The 25,136-nt window shown below is 34.8% G+C and carries 17 protein-coding genes and 1 tRNA gene; 12 read left to right on the forward strand and 6 right to left on the reverse strand.

Annotation, left to right across the window (positions count from 1 at the left end):
- The first annotated feature begins 118 nt into the window (after positions 1 to 118).
- The 3 genes from R3L15_RS07990 to R3L15_RS08000 all read left to right on the forward strand — a co-directional run bounded on the left by R3L15_RS07990 (position 119) and on the right by R3L15_RS08000 (position 5,431).
- Positions 119 to 3,988: a choice-of-anchor Q domain-containing protein gene (locus tag R3L15_RS07990; protein WP_338731010.1), complete on the forward strand. Its 3,870-nt coding sequence runs from the start codon at positions 119 to 121 to the stop codon at positions 3,986 to 3,988.
- A gap of 97 nt (positions 3,989 to 4,085) precedes the next feature.
- The gene (locus R3L15_RS07995; RefSeq protein WP_338731011.1) at positions 4,086 to 4,553 is read left to right on the forward strand and encodes a T9SS type A sorting domain-containing protein; all 468 of its coding nucleotides are present in this window, start codon (positions 4,086 to 4,088) and stop codon (positions 4,551 to 4,553) included.
- 5 nt (positions 4,554 to 4,558) lie between these two features.
- Positions 4,559 to 5,431 carry a hypothetical protein gene (locus R3L15_RS08000; RefSeq protein ID WP_338731012.1) on the forward strand — a complete coding sequence of 291 codons (873 nt, stop codon included), beginning with the start codon at positions 4,559 to 4,561 and terminating at the stop codon, positions 5,429 to 5,431.
- A gap of 73 nt (positions 5,432 to 5,504) precedes the next feature.
- Here the strand turns inward: R3L15_RS08000 and R3L15_RS08005 are convergent, their stop codons facing one another.
- The 4 genes from R3L15_RS08005 to R3L15_RS08020 form a co-directional block, all read right to left on the reverse strand.
- On the reverse strand, positions 5,505 to 6,179 hold the full coding sequence (locus R3L15_RS08005; protein WP_338731013.1) for a hypothetical protein: 675 nt from the start codon (positions 6,177 to 6,179) through the stop codon (positions 5,505 to 5,507).
- A gap of 25 nt (positions 6,180 to 6,204) precedes the next feature.
- Complete coding sequence (locus R3L15_RS08010; RefSeq protein WP_338731014.1) at positions 6,205 to 6,750, reverse strand: hypothetical protein; 546 nt, start codon at positions 6,748 to 6,750, stop codon at positions 6,205 to 6,207.
- 26 nt (positions 6,751 to 6,776) lie between these two features.
- Positions 6,777 to 7,562 (reverse strand): hypothetical protein, encoded by a 786-nt coding sequence (locus R3L15_RS08015; protein ID WP_338731015.1) that lies wholly within the window; start codon positions 7,560 to 7,562, stop codon positions 6,777 to 6,779.
- 154 nt (positions 7,563 to 7,716) lie between these two features.
- Positions 7,717 to 7,791: transfer RNA gene (locus tag R3L15_RS08020), tRNA-Pro, on the reverse strand.
- Positions 7,792 to 7,986: 195 nt separating this feature from the next.
- Here R3L15_RS08020 and R3L15_RS08025 point away from each other — a divergent pair.
- The 5 genes from R3L15_RS08025 (at position 7,987) to R3L15_RS08045 (ending at position 15,886) form a co-directional block, all read left to right on the forward strand.
- Complete coding sequence (locus R3L15_RS08025) at positions 7,987 to 9,756, forward strand: long-chain fatty acid--CoA ligase (protein WP_338734125.1); 1,770 nt, start codon at positions 7,987 to 7,989, stop codon at positions 9,754 to 9,756.
- Positions 9,757 to 9,871: 115 nt separating this feature from the next.
- Entirely contained in the window at positions 9,872 to 10,315 is a 444-nt protein-coding gene (locus R3L15_RS08030; protein ID WP_338731016.1) for a MarR family transcriptional regulator, read from the forward strand.
- A gap of 11 nt (positions 10,316 to 10,326) precedes the next feature.
- Complete coding sequence (locus R3L15_RS08035) at positions 10,327 to 12,735, forward strand: 3-hydroxyacyl-CoA dehydrogenase NAD-binding domain-containing protein (RefSeq protein ID WP_338731017.1); 2,409 nt, start codon at positions 10,327 to 10,329, stop codon at positions 12,733 to 12,735.
- A gap of 75 nt (positions 12,736 to 12,810) precedes the next feature.
- On the forward strand, positions 12,811 to 14,001 hold the full coding sequence (locus R3L15_RS08040) for an acetyl-CoA C-acyltransferase (protein WP_338731018.1): 1,191 nt from the start codon (positions 12,811 to 12,813) through the stop codon (positions 13,999 to 14,001).
- Positions 14,002 to 14,083: 82 nt separating this feature from the next.
- The gene (locus R3L15_RS08045) at positions 14,084 to 15,886 is read left to right on the forward strand and encodes an acyl-CoA dehydrogenase family protein (RefSeq protein ID WP_338731019.1); all 1,803 of its coding nucleotides are present in this window, start codon (positions 14,084 to 14,086) and stop codon (positions 15,884 to 15,886) included.
- 68 nt (positions 15,887 to 15,954) lie between these two features.
- On the opposite strand, the gene R3L15_RS08050 is transcribed toward R3L15_RS08045, so the two are convergent.
- A complete protein-coding gene (locus R3L15_RS08050; protein WP_338731020.1) occupies positions 15,955 to 17,757 on the reverse strand; it encodes a glycoside hydrolase family 15 protein in 1,803 nt (600 codons plus the stop codon).
- A 78-nt stretch (positions 17,758 to 17,835) separates the two neighbouring features.
- On the opposite strand from R3L15_RS08050, the gene R3L15_RS08055 reads away from it, so the two are divergent.
- A complete protein-coding gene (locus R3L15_RS08055; protein ID WP_338731022.1) occupies positions 17,836 to 20,046 on the forward strand; it encodes a bifunctional alpha,alpha-trehalose-phosphate synthase (UDP-forming)/trehalose-phosphatase in 2,211 nt (736 codons plus the stop codon).
- Positions 20,047 to 20,061: 15 nt separating this feature from the next.
- A complete protein-coding gene (locus tag R3L15_RS08060; RefSeq protein WP_338731023.1) occupies positions 20,062 to 21,690 on the forward strand; it encodes a M1 family metallopeptidase in 1,629 nt (542 codons plus the stop codon).
- Between the two features lie 14 nt (positions 21,691 to 21,704).
- Here R3L15_RS08060 and R3L15_RS08065 read toward each other — a convergent pair whose 3' ends face one another.
- Positions 21,705 to 22,382: a Crp/Fnr family transcriptional regulator gene (locus R3L15_RS08065; RefSeq protein ID WP_338731024.1), complete on the reverse strand. Its 678-nt coding sequence runs from the start codon at positions 22,380 to 22,382 to the stop codon at positions 21,705 to 21,707.
- Positions 22,383 to 22,492: 110 nt separating this feature from the next.
- Between R3L15_RS08065 and R3L15_RS08070 the strand changes: the two genes are divergently transcribed.
- Both R3L15_RS08070 and ccoS read left to right on the forward strand, forming a co-directional pair.
- On the forward strand, positions 22,493 to 24,865 hold the full coding sequence (locus R3L15_RS08070) for a heavy metal translocating P-type ATPase metal-binding domain-containing protein (RefSeq protein WP_338731025.1): 2,373 nt from the start codon (positions 22,493 to 22,495) through the stop codon (positions 24,863 to 24,865).
- A gap of 79 nt (positions 24,866 to 24,944) precedes the next feature.
- Positions 24,945 to 25,133 carry a cbb3-type cytochrome oxidase assembly protein CcoS gene (ccoS, locus tag R3L15_RS08075; protein WP_338731026.1) on the forward strand — a complete coding sequence of 63 codons (189 nt, stop codon included), beginning with the start codon at positions 24,945 to 24,947 and terminating at the stop codon, positions 25,131 to 25,133.
- Positions 25,134 to 25,136 lie beyond the last annotated feature (3 nt).

The following is a 25,136-nucleotide window of genomic DNA, read 5'->3' on the forward strand; positions in this document are numbered from 1 at the left end:
AGTCATTAACTAAACTACCTTAAAAGGTCAAGTATAATACTTGGCCTTTTTTAATACGTAGACCTACGTATTGATAATGGTTAGCAGCATAAGTAACTTAGCACTCCAAACTATTTTAATGAACATCAAAATGACTTATCTTACTCTACTAAACCGTCTTTTTTTAAAAAAGCAATACCTTTTTACATTGGTTTGTTTTGCTTTTATGCAACTCTCTTATGGGCAAGTTATTCCCTTAAACCTCAACAAACATTTTAGTCAAGCCAATGTTGTTGTTGAAGGAGAAATCACGGCCTCACAAAGCTATTGGGACACAGATAAAAAAAACATCTATACTAGTTACACACTAAACTTGGCTCAAGTCTTAAAAGGTAATATTAACCAAGAGCAAATACAAATTGTCGTGCTTGGTGGCGAAGTTAATGGCCAGTTTTTAATGGCATCTCATACCCTTAAGCTAAATATACATGACAAAGGTGTATTTACGTTAAAACCGCTAATATCGGCAAAAGCCAACCCTAACTTTCCTGCTAATCAACAATTTCAAAGTTACGCCGGAGCGCAATCTGTATTTAAGTATAGCGCTATAGACAATAGTGTAAAAGGGCTATTCGATCAATTTCAATCAAGAGAAGCATTTTACAACACGTTAAGACAAACCTTTACACAAGCTTCTCCGCTATTACAAAGAACAACCGCTTCAACGCAAAATCAAAGTTCTAATATAACTTCTGTAACACCTAATACAGTAAGAGCTGGTGCTGGTGATATTATTACTATTTCAGGATCTGGTTTTGGCACAACACCTGGCACGGTAGCTTTCTCTAATGCCAACGATGCTGGCGCCTCACAAGTTGTCGCCTTAAATTCTCAAATAAGCTCTTGGACCGATACTTCCATAGAAGTAGAAGTTCCTTACAATGCAGGAAATGGTAGCGTATATGTAATTACAGATGGAGGTAGCAACACATTCTCTACACCAATAAACATTACATACAACTTGATAAATGTAAGTGCTGATAATAATATGGCGTACTTATTAAATCATATTGCTCAAAATAGTAGCGGTGGATATGTTTGGCAAATGGAAAACAGTTTTTATAACAATGTTGCTGCTAGAGAAACATTTATAAAATCTTTTAATCTATGGCGTTGCCAATCAGATATTAACTGGCAACTAGGAAGCACAACTACAGTAAATGAAAATGCTAATGACGATATAAACATCATTCGTTTTGCCAATTCTGGAGAAATGAATAGTACAACCTTAGGACAATGCCTTACAAGAGGATCTTATTGCTACCCTGTTGGAGAACCAGATAATAGAAATTACTTTATCGTTGAATTAGACATTCGTTTTAATCCAGATTTCGACTGGAATTATGGTCCTAGTAACCCAACATCTAGTCAAGTTGACTTTGAAAGTGTTGCCTCTCATGAGTTAGGTCACGGTCACAACCATGGTCATGTAATAGACAATACCGCTATGATGCATTACAGTATTGCTCCAGGACAAGTAAAAAGAACTCTTAATCAAAATGATATAGATGGTGCTAATTACATGATGAGTATTAACACACAAGCATCTAGTGGTTGTTATGATACAATGATACCGTTCGGCTCTAACCCTATTGTATATGTTAACGCTAACCAAACTACTGGAAATAACGATGGTAGTTCATGGAGCAATGCCTATACTAGTCTTCAATTAGCACTACAAAATACGCCCTGTGATAACAGTCAGGAAATCTGGGTAGCCGCAGGTACGTACACACCAGGAACAGAACAAACAGACAGTTTTACCATTCCAAGTAATGTAACCGTTCTAGGAGGTTTTAACGGCACAGAAACCACTGCTGATGAACGCAACTGGGCAGAAAACCCAACCATTTTAAGTGGCGATTTAAATGGTTCAGGAACTGAAAATGAAGGTGACAGCCATACCATTGTAACCATGCTGGGTGATAACACCGAAATTAATGGCTTTTTTATACAATGGGGCTTTGCCGATGATAGTACAGATAACTCACAACCAGCTATTGGACGTTCTGGAGCAGGTGTGTATAACAATGGCGACAACCGCATTTACAATTGTACCCTAAGAAGTAACGTAGCAGATACCACAGACGACCCAGAAATTGGTATTGGTGCTGGGTTAATATCCTTTGGTGGTATACTAGATATTATAAATTGTCTTTTTAACTCAAATACCGCTTCAGCTAATGGTGGTGCTATGTCTGCTGAAAGCGGCACTATAAATATTATTAACTGTACCATTGCCAATAATAACGCCAACAAAGGTGGTGGTGTCCATTTTTATAATGGTAATATAAACGCTACTAATACCATCTTTACCAACAATAGTGGCACTAACGGTAACATAAATGACGATGGTGGTGCTGGTACAGGAACCGCCAACTATTGCTTGTTCTATAATACAACTACAGATAATAACGGAAATATGCCACCTAATATTACTGGAAACAACAATATAGAAAATACAGATCCAATCTATACTAACGGATACGAAATAAATTACGATTCACCTGCTGCCGATGCTGGCGATAACACCGCCAACCCTTTATCACTAGACCTAAACGCTCAAAATAGAATATCTAACACCACTATAGATATTGGCGCCTATGAGTTTCAAAGTTCTTGTGAAGGGCTTAATGTAAATGAAATAATCTATGTAGATGCCAATGCAACAGGCACTAATGATGGTACTGATTGGACAAACGCGTTTACCGATTTAGAAGTCGCATTGTCCTTACAAGAATGTGGCCTTACTGGTGAAATTCGTGTCGCTGGCGGACAAACCTTTACACCATCAACATCTCGTTTATGTACTAATAATTGCGACAGTCCTAGAGACTACTATTTTTTAATTCATGAAAATATACAACTAAAAGGTAGTTATATAGTAGGTACAGACACTCAAGATTATAGCAACCCAACCATTTTAAGTGGTGATATAGGTAATTTAAATGATACTAGCGATAATACTTATCATGTTATTGTTACTAACCATCTAAATAACACCAATGTTATTGATGGGTTTATAATCACAGAGGGGCATGCAAATAGTAGCGACACCTTCGTTATTAATGAGCATCATATTTATAAAGACCGAGGAGCTGGCATGTATAACAACACCTCTTCTCCGATTATATATAACACAATTTTTTCTCAAAACACATCTCTATCAGAAGGAGGTGGGATATACAATTTCCTTTCAAACCCTAGTATTTATAACGCTGTTTTTTCAGAAAATGTAACCGGTATTGCTGGTGGTGGGATGTACAACAACTACTCTTATCCAAACATTTACAATGCTACCTTTTCTAAAAACTCGGCAGATTATGGTGGAGGTATCTACAATCAAGACAACTCCAACTCTACAATTTATAATACAGTATTACATAATAATACTCCTACTGATATTTACAATGATGTTACTTCTTTTATTACAGCCAGTAGTGCTAATAATTTTAGTGAAACCTCATACCTAGTTGGCAATAGCTTTACCCAACTTACCGCAAGTCCTTTTGTAGATAGTAATAACCCTATTGGCGCCGATGGTGTTTGGAATACCGCAGACGATGGTTTATATCCGGCTAACGGTAGCGTACTTATAAATGCAGGCGATAATAGTTTTAACACAGAAAGCACAGATATTACTGGTAACCCTAGAATTTTTGATACCACAATTGATGTTGGGGCTTACGAAATGCAAACAATGTTAAGCACAGAAGATGTAAGTTCTACAGAATTTATGGTTTACCCTAATCCAACAACCCATATGTTGTATATTCAAACTAACCTTAAACAATTTAGTTATGAGCTATATAGCATCCAAGGGCAAAAAATTATGGGCTCTAAACAAGCGGTTAACAACATTAACACCTCAGAGTTAGCTACTGGTGTTTATGTGTTAAAGCTAAACAGTGGCAACAAAACACAAAGTATAAAGGTGATTAAGAAGTAAAAACGAAATCATCACCTAAAATTATCTTAAAAGGTCAAGATTGTATTCTTGACCTTTTCAACATAGAAGTCTAATTAAAGTTAATCCCCTTCAAAAAATGAAAAGACTATTATTAATTACCGTATTGAGTTGTAGTATTTACTATGGTTATTCTCAACAAAATACGTTAACATCAGGTGGCGATGCTTCTGGCACTAATGGAAAAATAAGTTATTCTATTGGAGAAATAACCTATCAACATGCTTCAAGTGCTGATGGTAGTATAAACCAAGGCATGCAACAACCCTATGCTTTTGAAACGTTAGGAAAGGACGACCCAAATATAGCTTTAGAAATGGTGGCATACCCCAACCCAACAACTAACACATTACAATTAAAAACAACATACAATCCTAGCGAATTATCGTTTAAACTATTTAACCTTAACGGTAGACTAATACTAACTAAAAAGTTTACCTCACAAGCTATCACAGTAAACATGAGTACACTTACACATGCTACGTATATTTTAAACATTTACAAAAACAACCACCAACTAGAATCTTATAAAATCATAAAAAAATAAACATCATGAAAAAATTAGCTACGCTTTTTCTATTACTTACGGTGATTTCGCTTCACGCGCAAACACCCGAAAAAATGAGTTATCAAACCGTTGTTTGGGATGCCGATAACACCCTATTAGCTAACACACCAGTTGGTATACAGTTAAGTATTTTACAAGGTAATGCATCTGGTACTGCTGTATATATAGAAACGCATACCCCAACAACAAACCAAAACGGGTTAGTTAGTTTAGAAATTGGTACCGGGACAATAACCTCTGGAAATATAACTACTATAGATTGGAACAACGGCCCTTACTTTATAAAAACCGAAACCGATATTACAGGAAGTACAAACTATACTATTACTACAACCAACCAACTTTTAAGCGTCCCTTATGCGTTACATGCTAAAACAGCCACAACGGTAACCACACCACCCCTTATGGAACCTTATATTTTAGGTAGAAGTGCCATGTCAACTAGTGCAAGAGTCAATTATGGAGGACTAACAGGTTGGCAAGCAGCCAACCAAATGTGTAAGGATACTTATCCTAACGAGCCTTACGCAAGAGCTTTTACTGCAGAGCAGATAACACAAGCTATTGTTATTGGTAGTTATTCCTCTAATACAAATTATGATAATGTTTGGTTTTGGGTTATTACATCCTCTGTAACTAAAGGACTGTTTGATGGATCTGGTTTTAATACTTCAGAAAATTTTGGTGGCAATGCAGCAAATGTTTCTCGGGGAGTTAGAGGTATCATTAAATTTAACTATACAACCATAGGAAATGGTGGAGGAATAAATTTACCACGGTTTTTTAATGTAGAACAAGATATTATGAATGGTGATTATATGCCTTGTCTTTGTGGCACCTATGTCCCTGCTAATTAAATGAGGTGTTCTAAAAAACATAAAGGTCAAGATTGTATTCTTGGCCTTTTTTATAAACTATAAAGACATAAAACTAAAGAAACGTATAGATAATTTTAAAAGTATGTGCATCACCTAATGGTAGGTTATTAAAGTGTCTATATTTTTCTAAAAGATACCCCATACTAATTCTACTTTTAGTAAAGGTTTTTATCATATAAACCCGGAATTCTCTAGAATTTGCATAGCGTTCGCCTCTAGCTGGGTCTTTTAAAAAATACCAGGTGTAACCTGTATCTACTTGCCAATGTTTTAGTTTTAGTATATCTAAATCGTAAAGCACCCCTAACGAATAAGTGGTACGAATATAATTTTCATTTTTTAAGCCATCGTAAATAAAATTTCGCCATTCTACTTTTCCTAATTGGTTGGCCTTTAAACCCTCTATAATTTTTGTTTTAAGACCTATACCTAACCACGGACGCAGCTCTAAACCATTGCTTATTTCTTCATCAAAAATATATTGGGTTGTAAAACCACCTAATAAAGACCAAGTATTATATTTATATGTAGCAGATCCGCTAGCATTTATCCGACTCCAACTTGGGTGATCAAAAATTTGTTTATACGATACACTTGCATCATAATTAAACCCCATATCATCTTTAAACGTTTTAGCAACTGTAAGATCTATAAAAAGATCGTCTGTTTGACAAAAACTAAGTAATGGAAAGAAAATAAAAATAATGATAAAGAGGTTTTTCCCCATAATAAAATAGCTTGAAAAATAGGTTTTAAAGTTTTCTACAAAGTACAATACCTAGAATATAACTATCATAAGCGTTCCATCGTAAATCGTAACTAAGCGATAAGCCTACCTCCCATTTTTCAGAAATTTCTATACCGTATTCGTAAGTAAATCTATTTAAAAACAGCGTTTCTTCTTTTTCAAACTCGGCTCCAGCTCCTAATAAAATAGTATGGTGCCCTAATCTTCTTCCTAACATTGCAGCTGGCGCAATAGGATAGCTACGTTCTATAATTTCTTCATCGCTATCTAAGTTTTCTTGTACGGCAAACTTTTCTATAATAATATCGGTATGTAAACCAACACTCCATTTTTCAGAAAATACATAGTCATAATCTAAGCTAAAACCAGGTAAGGTTATCCATTTGGTACCAGCATCTTTTATACCACTAGACATATTTACATGAGTTAAAGCGACACCTATTTTATGAAAAGGAATGTCCTCGCTGTCGTGTTCCTCATGCTCTTGGGCAATAGCCTGTGTGCCTATTAGTAATAGTATTAAAAGTAATTGGTGATTAAGTATTTTCATAACGATATCTATTTAAAGATATTTTACTATTTAGGGAATAGAAGAATTAAAACAGCTCTAAACCCTAAATCGGCATCTTGACCATCTGGTGCATTAAGATTAAATCTTGGACCTACGGCAAAAGAAATTTTTTGTTTTCCAAAACTTGAAAGGCCACTAAAAGTAGGATTTAACCAAACAGTACTTGTATCGGCTTCCCAGTTTTGAGTCCATTCCATATTAAAACCTACACCGCCGCCACTAGACCAGTTATAAGTAAAAAAGGGCTGTAAAAACATTTGATTAACATCTGCTCTATCTTCATTTCCAGCAAAACTCCATATTTGGTTCACTAAAGCACCAAAAGTAATTCCTTTAGCTTGTTTTAAAATAACAGCGGTAGGACCAGCACCAAATTTTTTAGTAGTTAAAAAATCGTCTGTTCCCGTTGGAAATAATAAGGCTGGACCAACACCCCATGTAAGTCCATTTTTTGAAGCTTTAGGGCTAAAAAAACCACTAACAACAGCATCGCTTAAGCCACTTTCGTTAGTGCCTTGTCCTGTAATATTATATTGTGAAATAACTGGTAAAACAACACGACCAATAAGATTCCATTTTTCGTTAATGCTAATAGGAAGTACAGGTTGAATATTTAACGTATAGCGTGTTCCATTATTATCACCAATACCAAAATCGATATTATTTTGAAACGGTAAACTAATTAAAGAGGCTACAGGATTTGCTAATTTTTTGGCTAATTCTTCATCAGAATGTTGTGCCTGAGCTGTTGTAGCAAATAGCACAACAAACAAAAGTAATAGTTTTTTCATATTTAGGATTTTAGGTAAATGCGATTTATTTTCTTTTGTTAGGAAATCAAAGATAAGTGTTTTTACAAAAAACGTTGTTTTTACTCATACTGATTTTCACTATTTTAAATTTCAAAAAGTAAAACGTTTTCTAAAGAATAAAGGATATAAAAAGTCGGGATGACAGGATTCGAACCTGCGACCTCACGGCCCCCAGCCGTACGCGCTAACCGGACTGCGCTACATCCCGAAAAAACAATAAGTAAGAAAGGCAAAAATAAAATTTTAATTAAAAAAGTTCCTATAAATTATTACAATTTCATTCTAACAAAAATATACCTCTGAAAATCAGTATAACACAAATAAACCACCATGTTATTATTAATATTTAAAAATCTTGTGTAATTTTATGCTTTTCTTATCTACAATTTTCTTAGAAATTCAAATGACAGAAATTACCAGACTTTTCGATTTTCCATATTACCAATTGGAAACACACAATCTAGATAAATCTTTAGTTACAAAATATAATGGCCAATGGGTAGCAACCTCCACCAAAGAATATATTGATAAAGCGAATGCTTTAAGCCGGGCGCTACTTAAGTTAGGTGTAGAAAAAGATGATAGAATTGCGGTTATTTCGTCTACAAATCGTACTGAATGGAATATTGTCGATATAGGCGTTTTACAATTAGGAGCGCAAAATATTCCTATTTACCCTACTATTTCGGCAGAAGATTATGAATATGTATTAAATCACAGTGAATCTACATATTGCTTTGTTTCTGATGAGGAAGTTTTAAATAAAGTTAACCAAGTTAAAGATAAAACAAAACTAAAGGAGGTTTACTCTTTTAACCATATTAAAGGCTGCAAGCACTATTCTGAATTGTTTGAATTAGGAAAAGATGTTAGCAATCAAGATGACGTACAAGCTAGAATGGATGCCGTGAATCCAGATGATTTAGCAACCATTATTTATACTTCCGGAACTACAGGAAGACCTAAAGGTGTTATGTTATCACACTGGAACATAGTAAGTAATGCTTTAGATTCTTCTGAAAGACTTCCTGATATAGATTCAGATACAAGAGTGTTAAGTTTTCTACCTATATGCCATATTTTCGAACGCATGCTTATTTATTTATACCAATATGCTGGTGCCTCGGTGTATTACGCCGAAGGTTTAGATAAAATTGGCGACAATGCTAAAGAAATTAAGCCTCATTTAATGAGTGTTGTCCCTAGACTTTTGGAGAAGGTTTACGATAAAATTATGGCTAAAGCCGAAGAACTATCAGGCCTAAAACATAAACTTTTATTTTGGGCTGTAGAACTTGGCGAACAATGGGAACCTTATAAAAAAAATGGTGGATGGTACGAATTCAAATTAAAAATTGCTAGAAAACTCATTTTTAGTAAATGGCAAGAAGCATTGGGAGGTGAATTACAGACTATGGTTTCTGGAAGTGCACCTTTACAATCTAGATTAACTAGAATTTTCTGTGCAGCAGGCATGCAAATTATGGAAGGTTACGGACTTACAGAAACGTCGCCTGTTATATCTGTAGGCATGTACAAAAACAACATGTTTAAAGTAGGAACCGTAGGAAAACCTATTAAAAATGTTGACATAAAAATAGCCGATGATGGTGAAATCTTAATAAAAGGCCCTAACGTTATGAAAGGGTATTATAAAGATCCTGAAAAAACGGCTAGTGTAATGACAGGAGACTACTTTCACACGGGAGATAAAGGAGAAATTGATAAAGAAGGCTTCCTTAAAATTACAGGACGTAAAAAAGAAATGTTTAAAACCTCTGGTGGAAAATATGTTATTCCTACGTTACTAGAAAATGAATTAAAACAATCTAGGTTTATAGAACAAGTCATGGTTATTGGAGAAGGCGAAAAAATGCCAGGAGCTTTTATTCAACCTAATTTTGAATTTGTTGGCGAATGGATAGAACGTAAAAAGAAAACTATTGAACATTCTCCAGAAGCTATATGTGCTGCTGAAGAAGTTATTAATCGTATTCAAAAAGAAGTCGATAAATGCAACGCTAAATTTGGTAAATGGGAACAAATAAAACGTTTCGAACTCACCCCAGTAATTTGGTCTATAGATAGTGGCCACCTTACCCCTACCATGAAAATGAAACGAGACGTTATCAAGTCTATTCATAAAGATCTTTACGATAAGATTTATAAATAACCTCCTATAAAATTACAAACACCTTAAATTAAGGTGTTTTTTTTTGTTAAATTATCACCATTTATTATGCGTGCATAATAAATTTTATTATATTTGATGAGATTAATTTTTTCAAATGAAAGATAAAACCATCGACTATGTCCTGCGTACCACATGGTTAGCAGTAAATAAAATGTATAACGAAGAAGCCAATAAGTTTGATAGTACCATGGCAACAGGATTTACCTTACTTAATATAGATCCTGAAAAAGGCACACCATCAACATCGTTAGGTCCTAAAATGGGGATGGAAGCTACATCGTTATCCAGAATTTTGAAAACTATGGAAACCCGTGGTTTAATAGAACGCAAACCCAACCCTGAAGATGGTCGTGGGGTTTTAATTCATCTTACCGAGTTTGGTCGTGAAAAACGTGCTTATTCGCGTGAAAAGGTGTTAATGTTTAACGAAGCGATTCGTGATAATATTTCAGAAGAAAAATTAAATCATTTCTATGACGTTGCTGAACTGATAAATGATATGATTTCAAACAAAAAAATATATAACCAAGACAAATAACAATATATATAATGAGCAAACGAATTATTAATAAAGTAGCTGTTATCGGATCTGGAATAATGGGAAGCGGTATTGCTTGCCATTTTGCCAATATTGGTGTGGAAGTTTTACTACTGGACATTGTTCCGCGTGAACTTACCGATGCCGAAAAAGCAAAAGGGTTAACTCTAGAAGATAAAACTGTTAGAAACCGATTGGTAAATACCGCATTACAATCAGCATTAAAATCGAAACCTTCCCCTATATATCATAAAAAATTTGCGAATAGGATTACAACAGGAAATTTAGAAGATGATATCGCAAAAGTAGCCGATGTAGATTGGATTATTGAAGTTGTTGTAGAACGCTTGGACATTAAGAAGCAAGTCTTCGAAAACCTTGATAAGCACCGTAAAGAAGGAACTTTAATTACATCAAATACATCTGGTATTCCTATTAAGTTCATGAGCGAAGGCAGAAGCGACGATTTCCAAAAACATTTCTGCGGTACGCACTTTTTTAACCCGGCACGTTACTTAAAATTATTCGAAATTATTCCTGGACCTAAAACATCCCAAGATGTTCTAGATTTCCTTAATGGCTATGGTGAACAATACCTTGGAAAAACCTCGGTTGTTGCTAAAGACACACCAGCTTTTATAGGTAACCGTATTGGTATTTTTGGCATTCAATCCTTATTTCATCAAGTAAAAGATTTAGGGTTAACCATTGAAGAGGTTGATAAATTAACAGGTCCCGTTATTGGTCGCCCAAAATCGGCAACCTTTAGAACGGTCGATGTCGTTGGATTAGATACGCTAGTACACGTTGCCAATGGTATTTACGATAATTGTCCAGATGACGAAGCGCACAACTTATTCAAATTACCAGATTTCATCAATACCATGATGGAAAATAAATGGTTAGGAAGCAAAACGGGACAAGGGTTTTATAAAAAAATAAAAGGTGACAACGGTAAAAGTGAAATCCTATCGCTTGACCTTGACACTCTAGAATATAGAAAAAAGAAAAAAGCCTCGTTTGCTACTCTAGAGCTAACAAAGACTGTCGATAAGGTTATAGACCGCTTCCCTATTCTAGTAGGAGGAAAAGACAAAGCAGGCGATTTTTACCGTAAAAATTTCTCGGCAATGTTTGCCTATGTATCTAACAGAATCCCGGAAATAACAGACGAGCTATATAAAATAGATGATGCTATGAAAGCTGGTTTTGGTTGGGAACACGGCCCATTCCAAATTTGGGATGCCATTGGTGTTGAAAAAGGTTTAGACATTATGAAAGCAGAAGGCTACGAACCAGCAGCTTGGGTAAACGAAATGTTGGCTTCGGGTAGCAAATCGTTCTATACCGTAAAAGAAGGCGCAACGTATTTTTACGATATTCCATCAAAAACACAAACTAAAATACCAGGACAAGATGCTTTCATTATTTTAGATAACATCAGAAAATCCAATGAAGTCTTTAAAAACTCAGGTGTTGTTATCGAAGATTTAGGCGATGGTATTTTAAACTGCGAATTCCAAAGTAAAATGAACACCATTGGTGGCGATGTGTTATCTGGATTAAACAAAGCCGTGGATTTAGCCGAAAAAGATTTCCAAGGATTGGTTATTGGTAACCAAGCCGCAAACTTTTCGGTAGGTGCTAATATTGGCATGATTTTCATGATGGCCGTTGAACAAGAATACGACGAACTCAATATGGCCATAAAAATGTTTCAAGACACCATGATGCGTATGCGCTACTCCTCTATTCCAACAGTAGCTGCACCACACGGTATGGCGCTTGGCGGCGGTTGTGAATTATCGCTTCACGCCGATAAAGTGGTTGCTGCTGCAGAAACTTACATCGGACTTGTAGAGTTTGGTGTTGGTGTTATTCCTGGTGGAGGCGGTTCCAAAGAGATGGCATTAAGAGCATCAGATCAATTTCATAAAGGCGATGTCAAACTTAATGTATTACAAGAATACTTTATGACCATTGGTATGGCAAAAGTATCAACATCGGCTTACGAAGCCTTCGATTTAGGACTTCTTCAAAAAGGAAAAGACTCCGTAGTTGTTAATAAAGACAGACAAATAGCCACAGCAAAAGCGTATGCTAAATTAATGGCAGAACAAGGCTATACGAAACCTATAAAACGTAAAGATGTTAAGGTTTTAGGTAAACAGGCTTTAGGCATGTTCTTAGTAGGAACAGATTCTATGGAAGCTAGCCATTACATTAGTGAACACGACCAAAAAATTGCTAATAAACTAGCCTATGTTATGGCTGGTGGCGATTTAAGTGAACCAACAAATGTTAGCGAACAATATTTATTAGACCTAGAACGCGAAGCCTTTTTAAGTCTTTGTACCGAACGTAAAACATTAGAGCGCATTCAGCATATGTTGAAAACAGGAAAACCACTTAGAAATTAGAAAATAGAACCAAGATACAAGAACCAAGACATCTTGACTCTTGATTCTTGACTCTCTAAATCTTAAAAGAAAAAGATGAAAAACGCATATATAGTAAAAGCATACAGAACAGCTGTTGGAAAAGCTCCAAAAGGACTGTTCCGTTTTAAAAGAACTGATGAATTGGCAGCCGAAACCATCAAACATATGATGAAAGAATTGCCAAACCTTGACCCAAAACGCATAGACGACGTAATTGTTGGTAACGCCATGCCAGAAGGTGCACAAGGACTTAATATGGGGCGCTTAATTTCTCTGATGGGACTAGATATAGTAGATGTTCCTGGAGTAACTGTTAATCGATTTTGTTCCTCAGGAATTGAAACCATAGCTATGGCGTCAGCAAAAATACAAGCAGGTATGGCCGACTGTATTATCGCTGGTGGTGCAGAAAGTATGAGCGCCGTACCCATGACAGGTTTTAAACCAGAATTGAACTACGATACCGTAAAAGCAGGTCACGAAGACTACTATTGGGGAATGGGCAATACCGCTGAGGCAGTTGCCAACCAATTCAAGGTCTCCCGAGAAGATCAAGACGAGTTTGCTTACAATTCACATATGAAAGCCTTAAAAGCACAAGCCGAAAATCGCTTTCAAGATCAAATTGTTCCTATAGAGGTTGAACAAACTTATATAGATAGTAATGGCAAAAAAGCTACAAAAACCTATACCGTAAATAAAGATGAAGGCCCACGAAAAGGAACTAATAAAGAAGCCTTAGCTAAACTACGTCCTGTATTTGCACAAGGCGGAAGTGTTACTGCTGGTAACTCATCGCAAATGAGTGATGGTGCTGCTTTTGTAATGGTGATGAGCGAAGATATGGTAAAAGAATTAGGCCTAGAACCTATTTCCCGTTTAGTAAGTTATGCCGCAGCTGGTGTACCACCTCGCATTATGGGAATTGGACCAGTAAAAGCCATACCAAAAGCCTTGGCGCAAGCCAATTTAAAACAAAACGATATAGAACTTATCGAGTTAAACGAAGCTTTTGCTTCGCAATCGTTAGCCGTTATTCGTGAACTAGACTTAAATCCAGATATTATAAACGTAAACGGTGGCGCTATTGCATTGGGACATCCATTAGGCTGTACGGGAACCAAACTATCTGTACAACTGTTTGATGAGATGCGCAAACGCAATATGACGGGTAAATATGGTGCCGTAACCATGTGTGTGGGTACTGGACAAGGTGCTTGTGGAATTTTTGAATTTTTAAATTAGAATTGAGATATGAGATTTGAGTAATGAGACATCCAAAACATCTCAATACTCAATACTAACTACTAAAAACCTATTATTTATAATGGAAACAGAAAAAAAAGATATTTTGCGCGGCGGACAGTTCTTAGTAAAAGAAACCAACTGCGAAGACGTATTCACTCCTGAAGATTTTTCAGAAGAACAACAAATGATGCGCGACTCGGTTATTGAATTTAACGACCGAAAAATAATTGCCAACAGAGAGCGTTTTGAAAATAAAGACTATGCTTTCACCGAAGAATGCATGAGAGAAGCCGGAGAAATGGGCTTTTTAAGTGTCGCTGTTCCTGAAGAATATGGCGGCATGGGAATGGGCTTTGTTTCAACCATGTTAGTATGCGATTATATCTCTAGTGGAACGGGATCGTTTAGTACGGCTTTTGGTGCACACACAGGAATTGGCACCATGCCAATTACACTTTATGGTACCGAAGAACAAAAACAAAAATACGTACCTAAACTAGCTTCTGGCGAATGGTTTGGTGCTTATTGTTTAACCGAACCTGGTGCTGGTAGCGATGCGAATTCAGGAAAAACAACAGCAAAATTATCTGATGATGGTAAACACTACCTCATCAACGGACAAAAAATGTGGATTTCCAATGCAGGGTTCTGTAACATGTTCATCGTTTTTGCACGTATTGAAGATGATAAATATATCACTGGTTTTATTGTTGAAAACAATCCTGAAAACGGTATTACTTTAGGTGAAGAAGAACATAAATTAGGAATACGCGCCTCTTCTACCCGACAAGTATTCTTTAACGATACCAAAGTACCTGTTGAAAATATGTTATCGGAACGCGGTAATGGTTTTAAAATTGCTATGAATGCTTTAAATGTAGGACGCATTAAATTAGCTGCAGCTTGTTTAGATTCGCAACGTCGTATTACCACTACAGGCGTTCAATATGCTAATGAGCGTAAACAATTTAAAACCCCGATTGCCGAATTTGGTGCGATAAAATCGAAATTAGCCGAAATGGCGACCAATGCTTATGTTGGCGAATCGGCAAGTTATCGTGCTGCAAAAAATATTGAAGATCGTATAGCTATTCGTTTAGCAGAAGGTAATAGCCATCAAGAAGCCGAACTAAAAGGTGTTGAAGAATATGCTATTGAATGTTCTATTTTAAAAGTTGCTGTTTCTGAAGACGTTCAAAATTGTGCCGATGAAGGAATTCAAATTTTTGGCGGTATGGGCTTCTCGGAAGACACCCCAATGGAAGCTGCTTGGCGTGATGCGCGTATTGCAAGAATTTATGAAGGTACTAACGAAATTAACCGTATGCTTTCGGTAGGTATGCTCGTTAAAAAAGCTATGAAAGGTCACGTTGATTTATTAGGTCCAGCCATGGCGGTTAAAGACGAATTAATGGGTATTCCATCGTTTGATATTCCAGATTATTCTGAGTTGTTTACAGAAGAAAAAGACATGATTGCCAAACTTAAAAAAGTATTCTTGATGGTTGCTGGTGCGGCTGTTCAAAAATACGGTCAAGACTTAGAACAGCATCAACAGTTAATGATGGCGGCTTCGAATATCTTGATAGAAATTTACATGGCTGAATCGGCTATTTTAAGAACCGAAAAGAATGCTAAACGTTTTGGCAAAGACAAGCAAAAAGAACAAATTGCCATGGCAAAATTATATTTGTTTAATGCTGTAGAAACGGTAAAAAAGAACGGTATGGAAGGCATTATTTCCTTCTCTGAAGGCGATGAGCAAAAAATGATGCTTATGGGCTTAAAGCGTTTTACAAAATATACAAATTTCCCTAATGTAGTAGACTTACGTAACACTATTGCGGAGAAAGTTAAAGCAGAAAATAAATACTGCTTTTAAGTAATTTTAAGTTTAGTTAGTTTAATCGTTAAACATCCACTTTTTAATTGTTAAAAGTGGATGTTTTTTTATCGAATACTATGTTTAACGCGTTCTTCTTTAGTAACCTCAGAAAGGTTTATAGCTGTTTCTATTAAAGCTAAATGAGAATATGCTTGGGGGAAATTACCTAAAAGACGTTTGGTTTTAAAATCGATATCCTCACTAAACAATCCTAAGTGGTTACTATATGAGAGAAGTTTATCGAACATTTTTTTCGCCTTTTGTACTTCACCAATTTTATACAAGCTATTTATAAACCAAAACGTACAAATGGTAAATGATGACGAAGGCAACCCAAAATCATCTTGATTTTTATAACGATATAATAATCCGTCGTTACAAAGTTCGCGTTCTATAGCATTAACTGTACTTATATATTTTGGATCACGTCCATCTATAAATCCATAGGGTTCCATGAGTAACACCGATGCATCTAAATCTTTAGAGCCATACGATTGGGTAAATGCTTTAACCTCATCGTTCCAAGCATGCTCCATGATATCTTCACGTATTTCACTTTCAAGGATTTTCCATTTGGTACTTTTTCTGGTTTTCCCTAAAAGGTCGGCCACTTTAATAGCTTTGTCTACTGCTACCCAGCACAACACTTTGGAGAAAGTAAAGTGTCTATCTTCTGCTCGAAATTCCCAAATACCTTTATCGGCTTCTTTCCAGTGTTTATTTACAACCCAAACAATACCTTTGGTAATAGTCCAAAGTTCTTCTGTATTTTCTACATCTAGTGTAAAGGTCTTGAATTGCTGATGGATGACATCCATTAAAATGCCATAGATATCGTTTTGCTTTTGTTTATAAGCAGCATTTCCAACGCGTACCGGGCTAGAATTTTTATAACCTTTTAAATGATCGAGTGTGTGCTCTGTTAGTTTCTTTTCTTTATTAATTCCATACATAATTTGGAGTTTTTCATCCTTGTGTGGAATAAGATCTATAATAAAGTTAAGGTATCTTTTAGCTATATTTTTATGACCTAGTTGCGACACCACTTTTATAACCATAGAAGCATCTCTAATCCAACAAAAACGATAATCCCAATTACGTACTTCGCCAATAGTTTCTGGCAAAGATGTTGTTGCTGCAGCTAATACAGCTCCCGATTTATCGTAAGTAAGTAACTTTAATGTTAAAGCACTTCGTATAATTTCGGTATTATACAGGTTATATTTTGGCGTTCTATCTACCCAATTTAACCAATAGACTTTGGTGCGTTCGTGTTCTAAAAAGATATTTTCTACGGTTGTTTCGAACACTTTTTCGTTATAACCTAACAAAAAATAGCCGTCTGATGTTAACTCTATTTCATCGCCATTTACAACACCTTGTTTATCAAAATTAGTATAGAGGAAAATTGTATCAAACTTATCGCCATAAGTTAAACTAACAATAAAATTGTCTTTAATATATGTATTTGTTACCCCTTTTGCATATTCTAGCTTTGGGTTATAATTTATTTTAAACTTTGGTTTTCCTGATATATATTTTATATACCTAATTAATTCTGGTGGTGCTTGATAGCTTCCATTTGCTTTATAATAGCGTGGCATAAAATCGTGTACTTCAAACACATCTTCACCATGACTAAACCTAGTAACAAGTATCGTGGTGTTTTCTATATAAAACTGAGAGATTTTATAACTATCATCTACTATAAAACCAAAACTACCGCCTTTTTCTTCATCTAAAATTTTTGCAAAAACCGATGAAGAGTCAAACTCTGGTAAACACGCCCATTCTATCGTACCTGTTTTAGAAACTAATGCACAACTTCTGCAATTACCAACAATACCGTAATGTAAATTATCTGTCAAATTTCTTAAGTTTTAGGGTTAGGAAATTAATTTTCATTAAATTAACAAAATTCCAAACGGTAATACAAAATATAGTATATGAATAAAACCATAATTGTTTCAAACAGACTTCCTTTACAAGTAAAATTAGAAGACGATAACCTTAATATAAAACCTAGTGTTGGTGGTTTGGCTACAGGCATGAAATCTGTACACGCAGAAGGAAATGGCATTTGGATTGGGTGGTCTGGACTTACCGAAGAAGAATTAAACGAAAACCTATCAGAACAAGTAAATAAGGCCGTTGCAAAAGAAAAGTGCGCTACGGTTCCGCTTACTCAAAGCGACATAGACAACTATTATCTTGGTTTTAGTAATAAAACACTTTGGCCTTTATTTCATTATTTTTCTGAATATACTGTTTTTGAAAGCGAACAATGGGAAACCTATAAAAAGGTAAACCAAAAATTTGCCGATGTTGTTTTAGAGCATATAAACGATGGCGACACTGTTTGGGTACACGATTACCAACTATTATTATTACCAAAACTTATAAAAGATAAAAAGCCTAATACTACCATTGGATTCTTTTTACATATCCCCTATCCGTCTTATGAGATTTTTAGAACCTTTCCTTGGCGTGAAGAATTATTACACGGCATGCTGGGATCCGATTTAATTGGTTTTCACACTTACGATTACGAGCGTCATTTTTTAAGCTCGGTAAAACGTATTTTAAGGCTAGATGTTAAGTTTAACGAGGTGTCTTACTTAGACAGAATTGTAAAAGTAGACTCCTTCCCTATGGGAATAGACTACAAAAAATTTGAAAATGCAGCACTAAAGCACACTAATCAGGAAGATGATGAAAAATCCGAATTACAACGCAGGTTAGACGACCATATTCAATCAGGCTCCGAAGCAAAAATGATTTTATCTATAGATAGAATGGATTACACCAAAGGCATTCCTAACCGTATTCGGGCTTTTGAGTATTTTTTAAATAAATACCCACAATTTAAAGAAAAGGTTCGTTTAATTATGTTAGCAGTTCCATCACGTTCCGATGTTCCACAATACCAAAAACTTAAACGAGAAACCGATGAGCTTGTCGGGCGAATTAACGGGCAATTTGCTACTGTAAGCTGGACACCTATTTGGTACTTTTATCGCTCTATGCCGTTTGAAAACCTTATCGATTTATACACCTCATCAGATATTGCCTTAATTACGCCTATTAGAGACGGTATGAATTTGGTTGCCAAAGAATATGTTGCCACAAGAACAAACCAAGACGGTGTACTTATTTTAAGTGAAATGGCAGGCGCTTCAAAAGAAATGAACGAAGCCCTTTTAATAAACCCCAATAACTTTGCTGAAATAGCAGACACGGTAAAATATGCTTTAGAAATGCCTCTTGCCGAACAAAAAAGTAGAATAGAAATACTTCAAAAACGCTTAAAACGATATAGCGTTGAAAAATGGGCCGAGGAGTTTTTAAAATCGCTTAACAACACCAAACAACTTGATGCCGTAATAGTTGCCGAAAAAATGGCAGGAATTCACGAAACAAAAATGCTATCAGATTTTAAAAAATCGAAACGTAAACTTCTTTTATTAGATTATGATGGTACGTTGTCTGGATTTAAAAACAACCCAAAAGATGCCAAACCAGATCAAGAACTTTTTAACTTATTAGATAATTTAAATGCGCTTGAAAATACTGACATTGTTATTATAAGCGGAAGAGACCGTGAAACTTTTGAAACCTGGTACGGGCATAAAAACTACAATCTTATTACAGACCATGGTGTTTGGTTAAAATCGAAAACATCTGATTGGGATATGCTCGAACGCCTTAAAACCGGGTGGATGGATAATATTCGTCCTATTTTAGAGACATTTGTAGATAGAACACCAGGCACATTCATTGAAAAGAAAAAATACTCGCTAGCTTGGCATTATCGTAAAGCCGATCCCGAACTAGCACAAATTCGTACTATGGAACTTAATACGGTACTTACTAGTCTAATTTCCAATAACGATTTAACAGTATTAAAAGGCAATAAGGTTATAGAAATAAAAAGTAGCAGTGTAAATAAAGGACGTGCTGCCTCTAGATGGATGACAAAATCTGATTACGATTTTACTTTTGCTATTGGAGACGATTGGACAGATGAGTATATGTTTGAAGAGCTTCCTAAATCGGCTTATACTGTTAAAGTAGGCTTTAAAAAAACACAAGCCAAGTATTATGTTAAAAACACAGAAGCTGTTAGAGACTTATTAAGTAAATTTGTTAATGTCTAAATACCTTTAATTTTTATGAAATACATTCTTTTTCTTTCAGTAATACTTTTTAGTTCTTTTAGTCAAGCACAATTATTAGGTGAAAAAAAATCGTTCACAAAACAAGACACGCTTCGCGGCTCCATAACACCAGAACGAGAATGGTGGGATTTAACTTATTATCATTTAGATGTAGACGTATTTCCAGAAGAAAAAACAATTTCAGGAAAAAATACCATTACCTATAAAGTGTTAGCACCTCATCAGGTCATGCAAATAGATTTACAAGAACCTATGCAGCTTACTAAAGCCACACAAAACGGTAAAGAATTACCTATTAAACATGAAGGCAACGCCCACTTTATTACTTTAACTAAAAACCAAAAAGTAGGCGATATAAATACTATTGAAGTCACCTATAACGGAACACCTAGAGAAGCTATTAATGCCCCATGGGACGGTGGATTTTCATGGAAAAAAGATAAGAACGGTAATCACTTTATAGCTACATCAAATCAAGGGTTAGGTGCTAGTGTTTGGTGGCCTTGTAAAGACCACATGTACGATGAAGTTGATAGTATGGATATTAGTGTTACTGTACCAAAAGGATTAACCAATGTTTCAAATGGAAGATTAAAAAGTAAAATTGAAGATAAGAATGCCACTACATTTAATTGGACGGTAAAAAATCCTATAAACAATTATGGTGTTAACATAAATATTGGCGACTACACCAACTTTTCTGAAGTTTATAAAGGTGAAAAAGGAAAACTCGATATGGATTATTGGGTGCTAAGTTATAATCTAGACAAAGCAAAGCAACAATTTAAACAAGCCCCTAAAATGATGGAAGCTTTCGAGCATTGGTTTGGCCCATATCCGTTTTACGAGGATAGTTTTAAACTTGTTGAAGTCCCTTATTTAGGCATGGAACACCAAAGTTCAGTAACTTATGGCAATAAATACCTTAACGGTTATTTAGGCCGTGATTTATCGGGAACTGGTTGGGGACTAAAATTTGACTTTATTATTATACATGAAGCTGGTCATGAGTGGTTTGCCAACAATATTACAAACATAGATATTGCCGATATGTGGATACATGAAGGTTTTACAAATTACTCTGAAAGCCTCTTTTTAGAATACTATTATGGTAAAAAAGCTGCTTCTGAGTATCTTATCGGTCTAAGACAAATTATTCAGAACGATATCCCTATAATTGGCCCATACAATGTCAACAAAGAAGGTTCTGGAGACATGTATTGCAAAGGTGCTAATATGATACACACCTTACGTCAACTTGTTGAAGATGATGATACATGGCGAGCTATTTTACGAGGTTTAAATAAAGATTTTTATCATCAAACGATTAGCACGCAGCAAATTGAAGATTACTTAAGCAACAAAACAGACATTGATTTAACCGAATTTTTTAATCAATACTTAAGAACCACAAAGATTCCAACGCTAGAGTACAGTATTAAAAATAATACCCTAAAATATCGTTGGACAAACATTGTAGATGGTTTTGATATGCCTATAGAAGTTACTATTGATAATAAAAAACATTGGCTATATCCTAATGCCAACTGGAAAACAACAACAATAAAAGGTGATGCTATTATTGTTGATGAGGATTTTTATGTTAAAAAGAAAGAAATTTAAATAGAAGACTTCTATTATTCCATACGCTTTAAAGCGTTTACATTTTCTATTTTAACATATTTCCCTTTGGTAGAAATTAATCCGTCTTTTTTGAATTGCGATAAAATTCTAATGGCAGACTCTGTTGCTGTTCCAACAATGTTGGCATAATCTTCTCTAGATAAAACGATATTAAGCAATCCTTCATCATCTTCACCAAAATTATCCTGTAAATATAATAGGGTTTCAGCCAAACGCTGTTTAACCGATTTTTGTGCCATATCTACAATCACATTATCAGCCGATTTTAAATCATCGGCCATTTCTTTAAGCATGTCCATAGAAAAGTTTACATTGTTTTTTAAGTCATGAACAATTTCACTTTTTGGTATAAAACAAACCTCCATATCGTTTACAGCAATGGCACTTAAATTTGTTGTATCATCAGAAATTAAAGAGCGTTGCCCAAGTAAATCGCCTTTAGTAACTAACTTTACAATTTGGTCTTTTCCATTGGTGCTTAATTTAGATAACTTACAAACCCCATCTTTAATACAATATACACCGTTTACATTTTCACCTTCATCAAAAATCACTTCGCCTTTCTTAATAATTTTTGTGGTTTTACACCCCGACAACCTTACAAGATCCTCTTTATGAAGGGCTTTTAAAGAATTAAATTGCCTAATAATACATTGTTCACATTTACTCATACCTATACAAATTACCTGCTGTGTAAAAATAATTAATAGCTGACAATTATCATATTTTTTATTAACTTATATGACAAAATTTGCCATTAGGTATTTATGAGCAAATAATTATGAAGCAAACTACTTGTTTTCATTGTGGCGATTCTTGTACAACAGACCACATTATTTTTGACAACAAAAATTTTTGTTGTAATGGCTGTAAAACAGTTTATGAAATTTTCTCTGAAAATGATTTAACCTGTTACTACGATTTACAACAATCACCTGGTGCTACACCAAAAGAAATTCAAGGTAAGTATGATTTTCTTTCTGATGAAAGTATTATTGAAAAGCTTACCGAGTTTAACGATGGAAACAATCAAATTGTTACACTTACAATACCACACATACATTGTAGTTCCTGCATTTGGATTTTAGAAAACCTCAATAAACTCAACCCTAATATAACAACCTCTCAGGTTAACTTTGGAAAGAAAACGTTACGCGTTACTTACAAATCCAAGGAAATTTCACTTAAAGAACTCGTATTATTACTAAGTAAAATTGGTTACGAACCTTACATCTCGCTAGAAGATTTTAATACCGGAAAAAATAAAGTAAACCGCAGTTTAATTTATAAATTAGGTGTGGCTGGTTTTGCCTTTGGGAATGTTATGTTTTTATCTTTTCCAGAATATTTCGAGGTGGAAGAGTTTTGGTTAGACCAATATAAAAATGTGTTTAGATGGCTCATGTTCACCTTCTCTTTACCCGTGGTTTTTTATGCTGCTCAAGATTATTTTATTTCGGCTTACAAAGGCTTAAAATCTAAATTATTAAATATAGACATCCCTATCGCTTTGGGAATTTTAGTCTTGTTTATAAGAAGTACTGTTGAAATTATTTTTGATCTTGGTACAGGTTTTTTTGATAGCCTAACAGGCTTAGTCTTTTTTCTACTTTTGGGAAAATTTTTCCAACAACGCACCTATAACTTCTTGTCTTTTGAACGTGATTACAAATCGTATTTTCCAATTGCAGTCACTAAAATTTATCACGACAAAGAAATTCCTATTCAAGTTTACGATATAAAAAAAGGCGACCGATTATTAATAAGAAATGAAGAACTTATCCCTGTTGATGGCATTCTTATAAATGGTAATGCTAATATTGATTATAGCTTTGTAACAGGCGAATCTGAGGCTGTTAAAAAACACTCAGGTGACAAACTTTTTGCCGGTGGTAAACAAACTGCTGGTAGTATAGAAATGGAAGCTTTAAATGCTGTCGAGCAAAGTTATCTTACTCAGCTATGGAGTAACGATATTTTTAATAAAAATAAAGAAGATGGTTTTACATCGTTAACCAATGCTATTAGTAAACGATTTACAGTAGCCGTTTTAAGTATTGCTACACTTGCAACGGTATATTGGTTGATTGTAGATGCTTCTAAAGCAATAAATGTATTTACTGCCGTATTAATTATAGCGTGTCCATGTGCTATTGCGCTTTCGGCTCCTTTTACCCTAGGCAACCTATTGCGTATTTTTGGTAAGTTAAAGTTTTACTTAAAAAATGCTTCGGTTATTGAGCAATTAGCTAAAATTGACACTATTATTTTTGACAAAACAGGAACGATAACCTCTAATAAAGAAAGTAAAACAGCATATGTTGGCGAAACACTATCTACTGAAGAAGAAGCTTTATTAACGAGCACTTTAAGGCATTCAAATCATCCATTAAGTCGCTCGTTATACGATATTCTTCAAAAAAATAATATCGTTTCTTTAAATCATTTTGAAGAACATTTAGGACAAGGTATTTACGGAACCTCTAATAGCAACTCCATTAAAATTGGATCTGCCCATTATGTTGGAAAACCACAACAAGAGACCGATTTACATACAGCTGTTCATATTAGTACCAATAACGCCTATAAAGGAAAGTTTACCTTTTATAACTCCTACAGAAAAGGGTTATCTAAACTATTTAAGACCTTAAAAAAAGACTTTGATTTAGCCATATTGTCTGGTGATAACGATAGTGAATTAGAAAACTTAAAAAAGTTATTACCGTCTAAAACCAAGCTTATTTTTAATCAAAAACCTAACGATAAATTAGAATACATTAAACACCACCAAAACAACGGCGCTAATGTTCTTATGGTTGGCGATGGTTTAAACGATGCAGGAGCCTTAGCACAGAGTGATGTTGGTATCGCTATTTCAGAAAACATTAATGTCTTTTCTCCTGCTTGCGATGCTATTTTAGATGCTTCTAAATTCGACCAATTACATAATTATATAAAAGCCTCAAAAGCAGCTATTAAAATCATAAAATGGAGTTTTATATTCTCATTTATTTATAATGTTATCGGGCTTTATTTTGCCATTACTGGACAACTTATGCCGGTAATAGCCGCTATACTTATGCCTTTAAGCTCTATAAGCATTGTAATATTTACAACTATAGCTACCAATGTATTAGGACGGCGATTAAAATGAAAAAAAAACTTAAACATGACAAATATCATCTTTTAAAAAGGATGCTGAAAGTATTTTTGAACTATAACTTCAAATAGGTATGAGTGTTATTTACGTATTACTTACAATAAGCATAATTATTGCTGTGTTATTCTTTATTGCTTTTATAAAAGCAGTTAAATCTGGACAATACGATGATGATTATACACCTTCTGTGCGCATGCTATTTGAAGACGAATTGGTTAAAACTAAACCTAACAAAACCATTAAAAAACAAAAGTCTAATTAACTA

The sequence above is a fragment of the Mangrovimonas cancribranchiae genome (assembly GCF_037126245.1).
GTDB lineage: Bacteria > Bacteroidota > Bacteroidia > Flavobacteriales > Flavobacteriaceae > Mangrovimonas > Mangrovimonas cancribranchiae.

Bases quoted from the DNA above. Each gene is read 5' to 3' on its own strand.
- R3L15_RS08000 (WP_338731012.1), top strand. From the start codon at position 4,559: ATGAAAAAATTAGCTACGCTTTTTCTATTACTTACGGTGATTTCGCTT.
- ccoS (WP_338731026.1), top strand. From the start codon at position 24,945: ATGAGTGTTATTTACGTATTACTTACAATAAGCATAATTATTGCTGTG.
- R3L15_RS08070 (WP_338731025.1), top strand. From the start codon at position 22,493: ATGAAGCAAACTACTTGTTTTCATTGTGGCGATTCTTGTACAACAGAC.
- R3L15_RS08065 (WP_338731024.1), bottom strand. From the start codon at position 22,382: ATGAGTAAATGTGAACAATGTATTATTAGGCAATTTAATTCTTTAAAA.
- R3L15_RS08025 (WP_338734125.1), top strand. From the start codon at position 7,987: ATGACAGAAATTACCAGACTTTTCGATTTTCCATATTACCAATTGGAA.
- R3L15_RS08055 (WP_338731022.1), top strand. From the start codon at position 17,836: ATGAATAAAACCATAATTGTTTCAAACAGACTTCCTTTACAAGTAAAA.
- R3L15_RS08015 (WP_338731015.1), bottom strand. From the start codon at position 7,562: ATGAAAAAACTATTACTTTTGTTTGTTGTGCTATTTGCTACAACAGCT.
- R3L15_RS08035 (WP_338731017.1), top strand. From the start codon at position 10,327: ATGAGCAAACGAATTATTAATAAAGTAGCTGTTATCGGATCTGGAATA.
- R3L15_RS08030 (WP_338731016.1), top strand. From the start codon at position 9,872: ATGAAAGATAAAACCATCGACTATGTCCTGCGTACCACATGGTTAGCA.
- R3L15_RS08005 (WP_338731013.1), bottom strand. From the start codon at position 6,179: ATGGGGAAAAACCTCTTTATCATTATTTTTATTTTCTTTCCATTACTT.
- R3L15_RS08060 (WP_338731023.1), top strand. From the start codon at position 20,062: ATGAAATACATTCTTTTTCTTTCAGTAATACTTTTTAGTTCTTTTAGT.
- R3L15_RS08045 (WP_338731019.1), top strand. From the start codon at position 14,084: ATGGAAACAGAAAAAAAAGATATTTTGCGCGGCGGACAGTTCTTAGTA.
- R3L15_RS08010 (WP_338731014.1), bottom strand. From the start codon at position 6,750: ATGAAAATACTTAATCACCAATTACTTTTAATACTATTACTAATAGGC.
- R3L15_RS07990 (WP_338731010.1), top strand. From the start codon at position 119: ATGAACATCAAAATGACTTATCTTACTCTACTAAACCGTCTTTTTTTA.
- R3L15_RS07995 (WP_338731011.1), top strand. From the start codon at position 4,086: ATGAAAAGACTATTATTAATTACCGTATTGAGTTGTAGTATTTACTAT.
- R3L15_RS08040 (WP_338731018.1), top strand. From the start codon at position 12,811: ATGAAAAACGCATATATAGTAAAAGCATACAGAACAGCTGTTGGAAAA.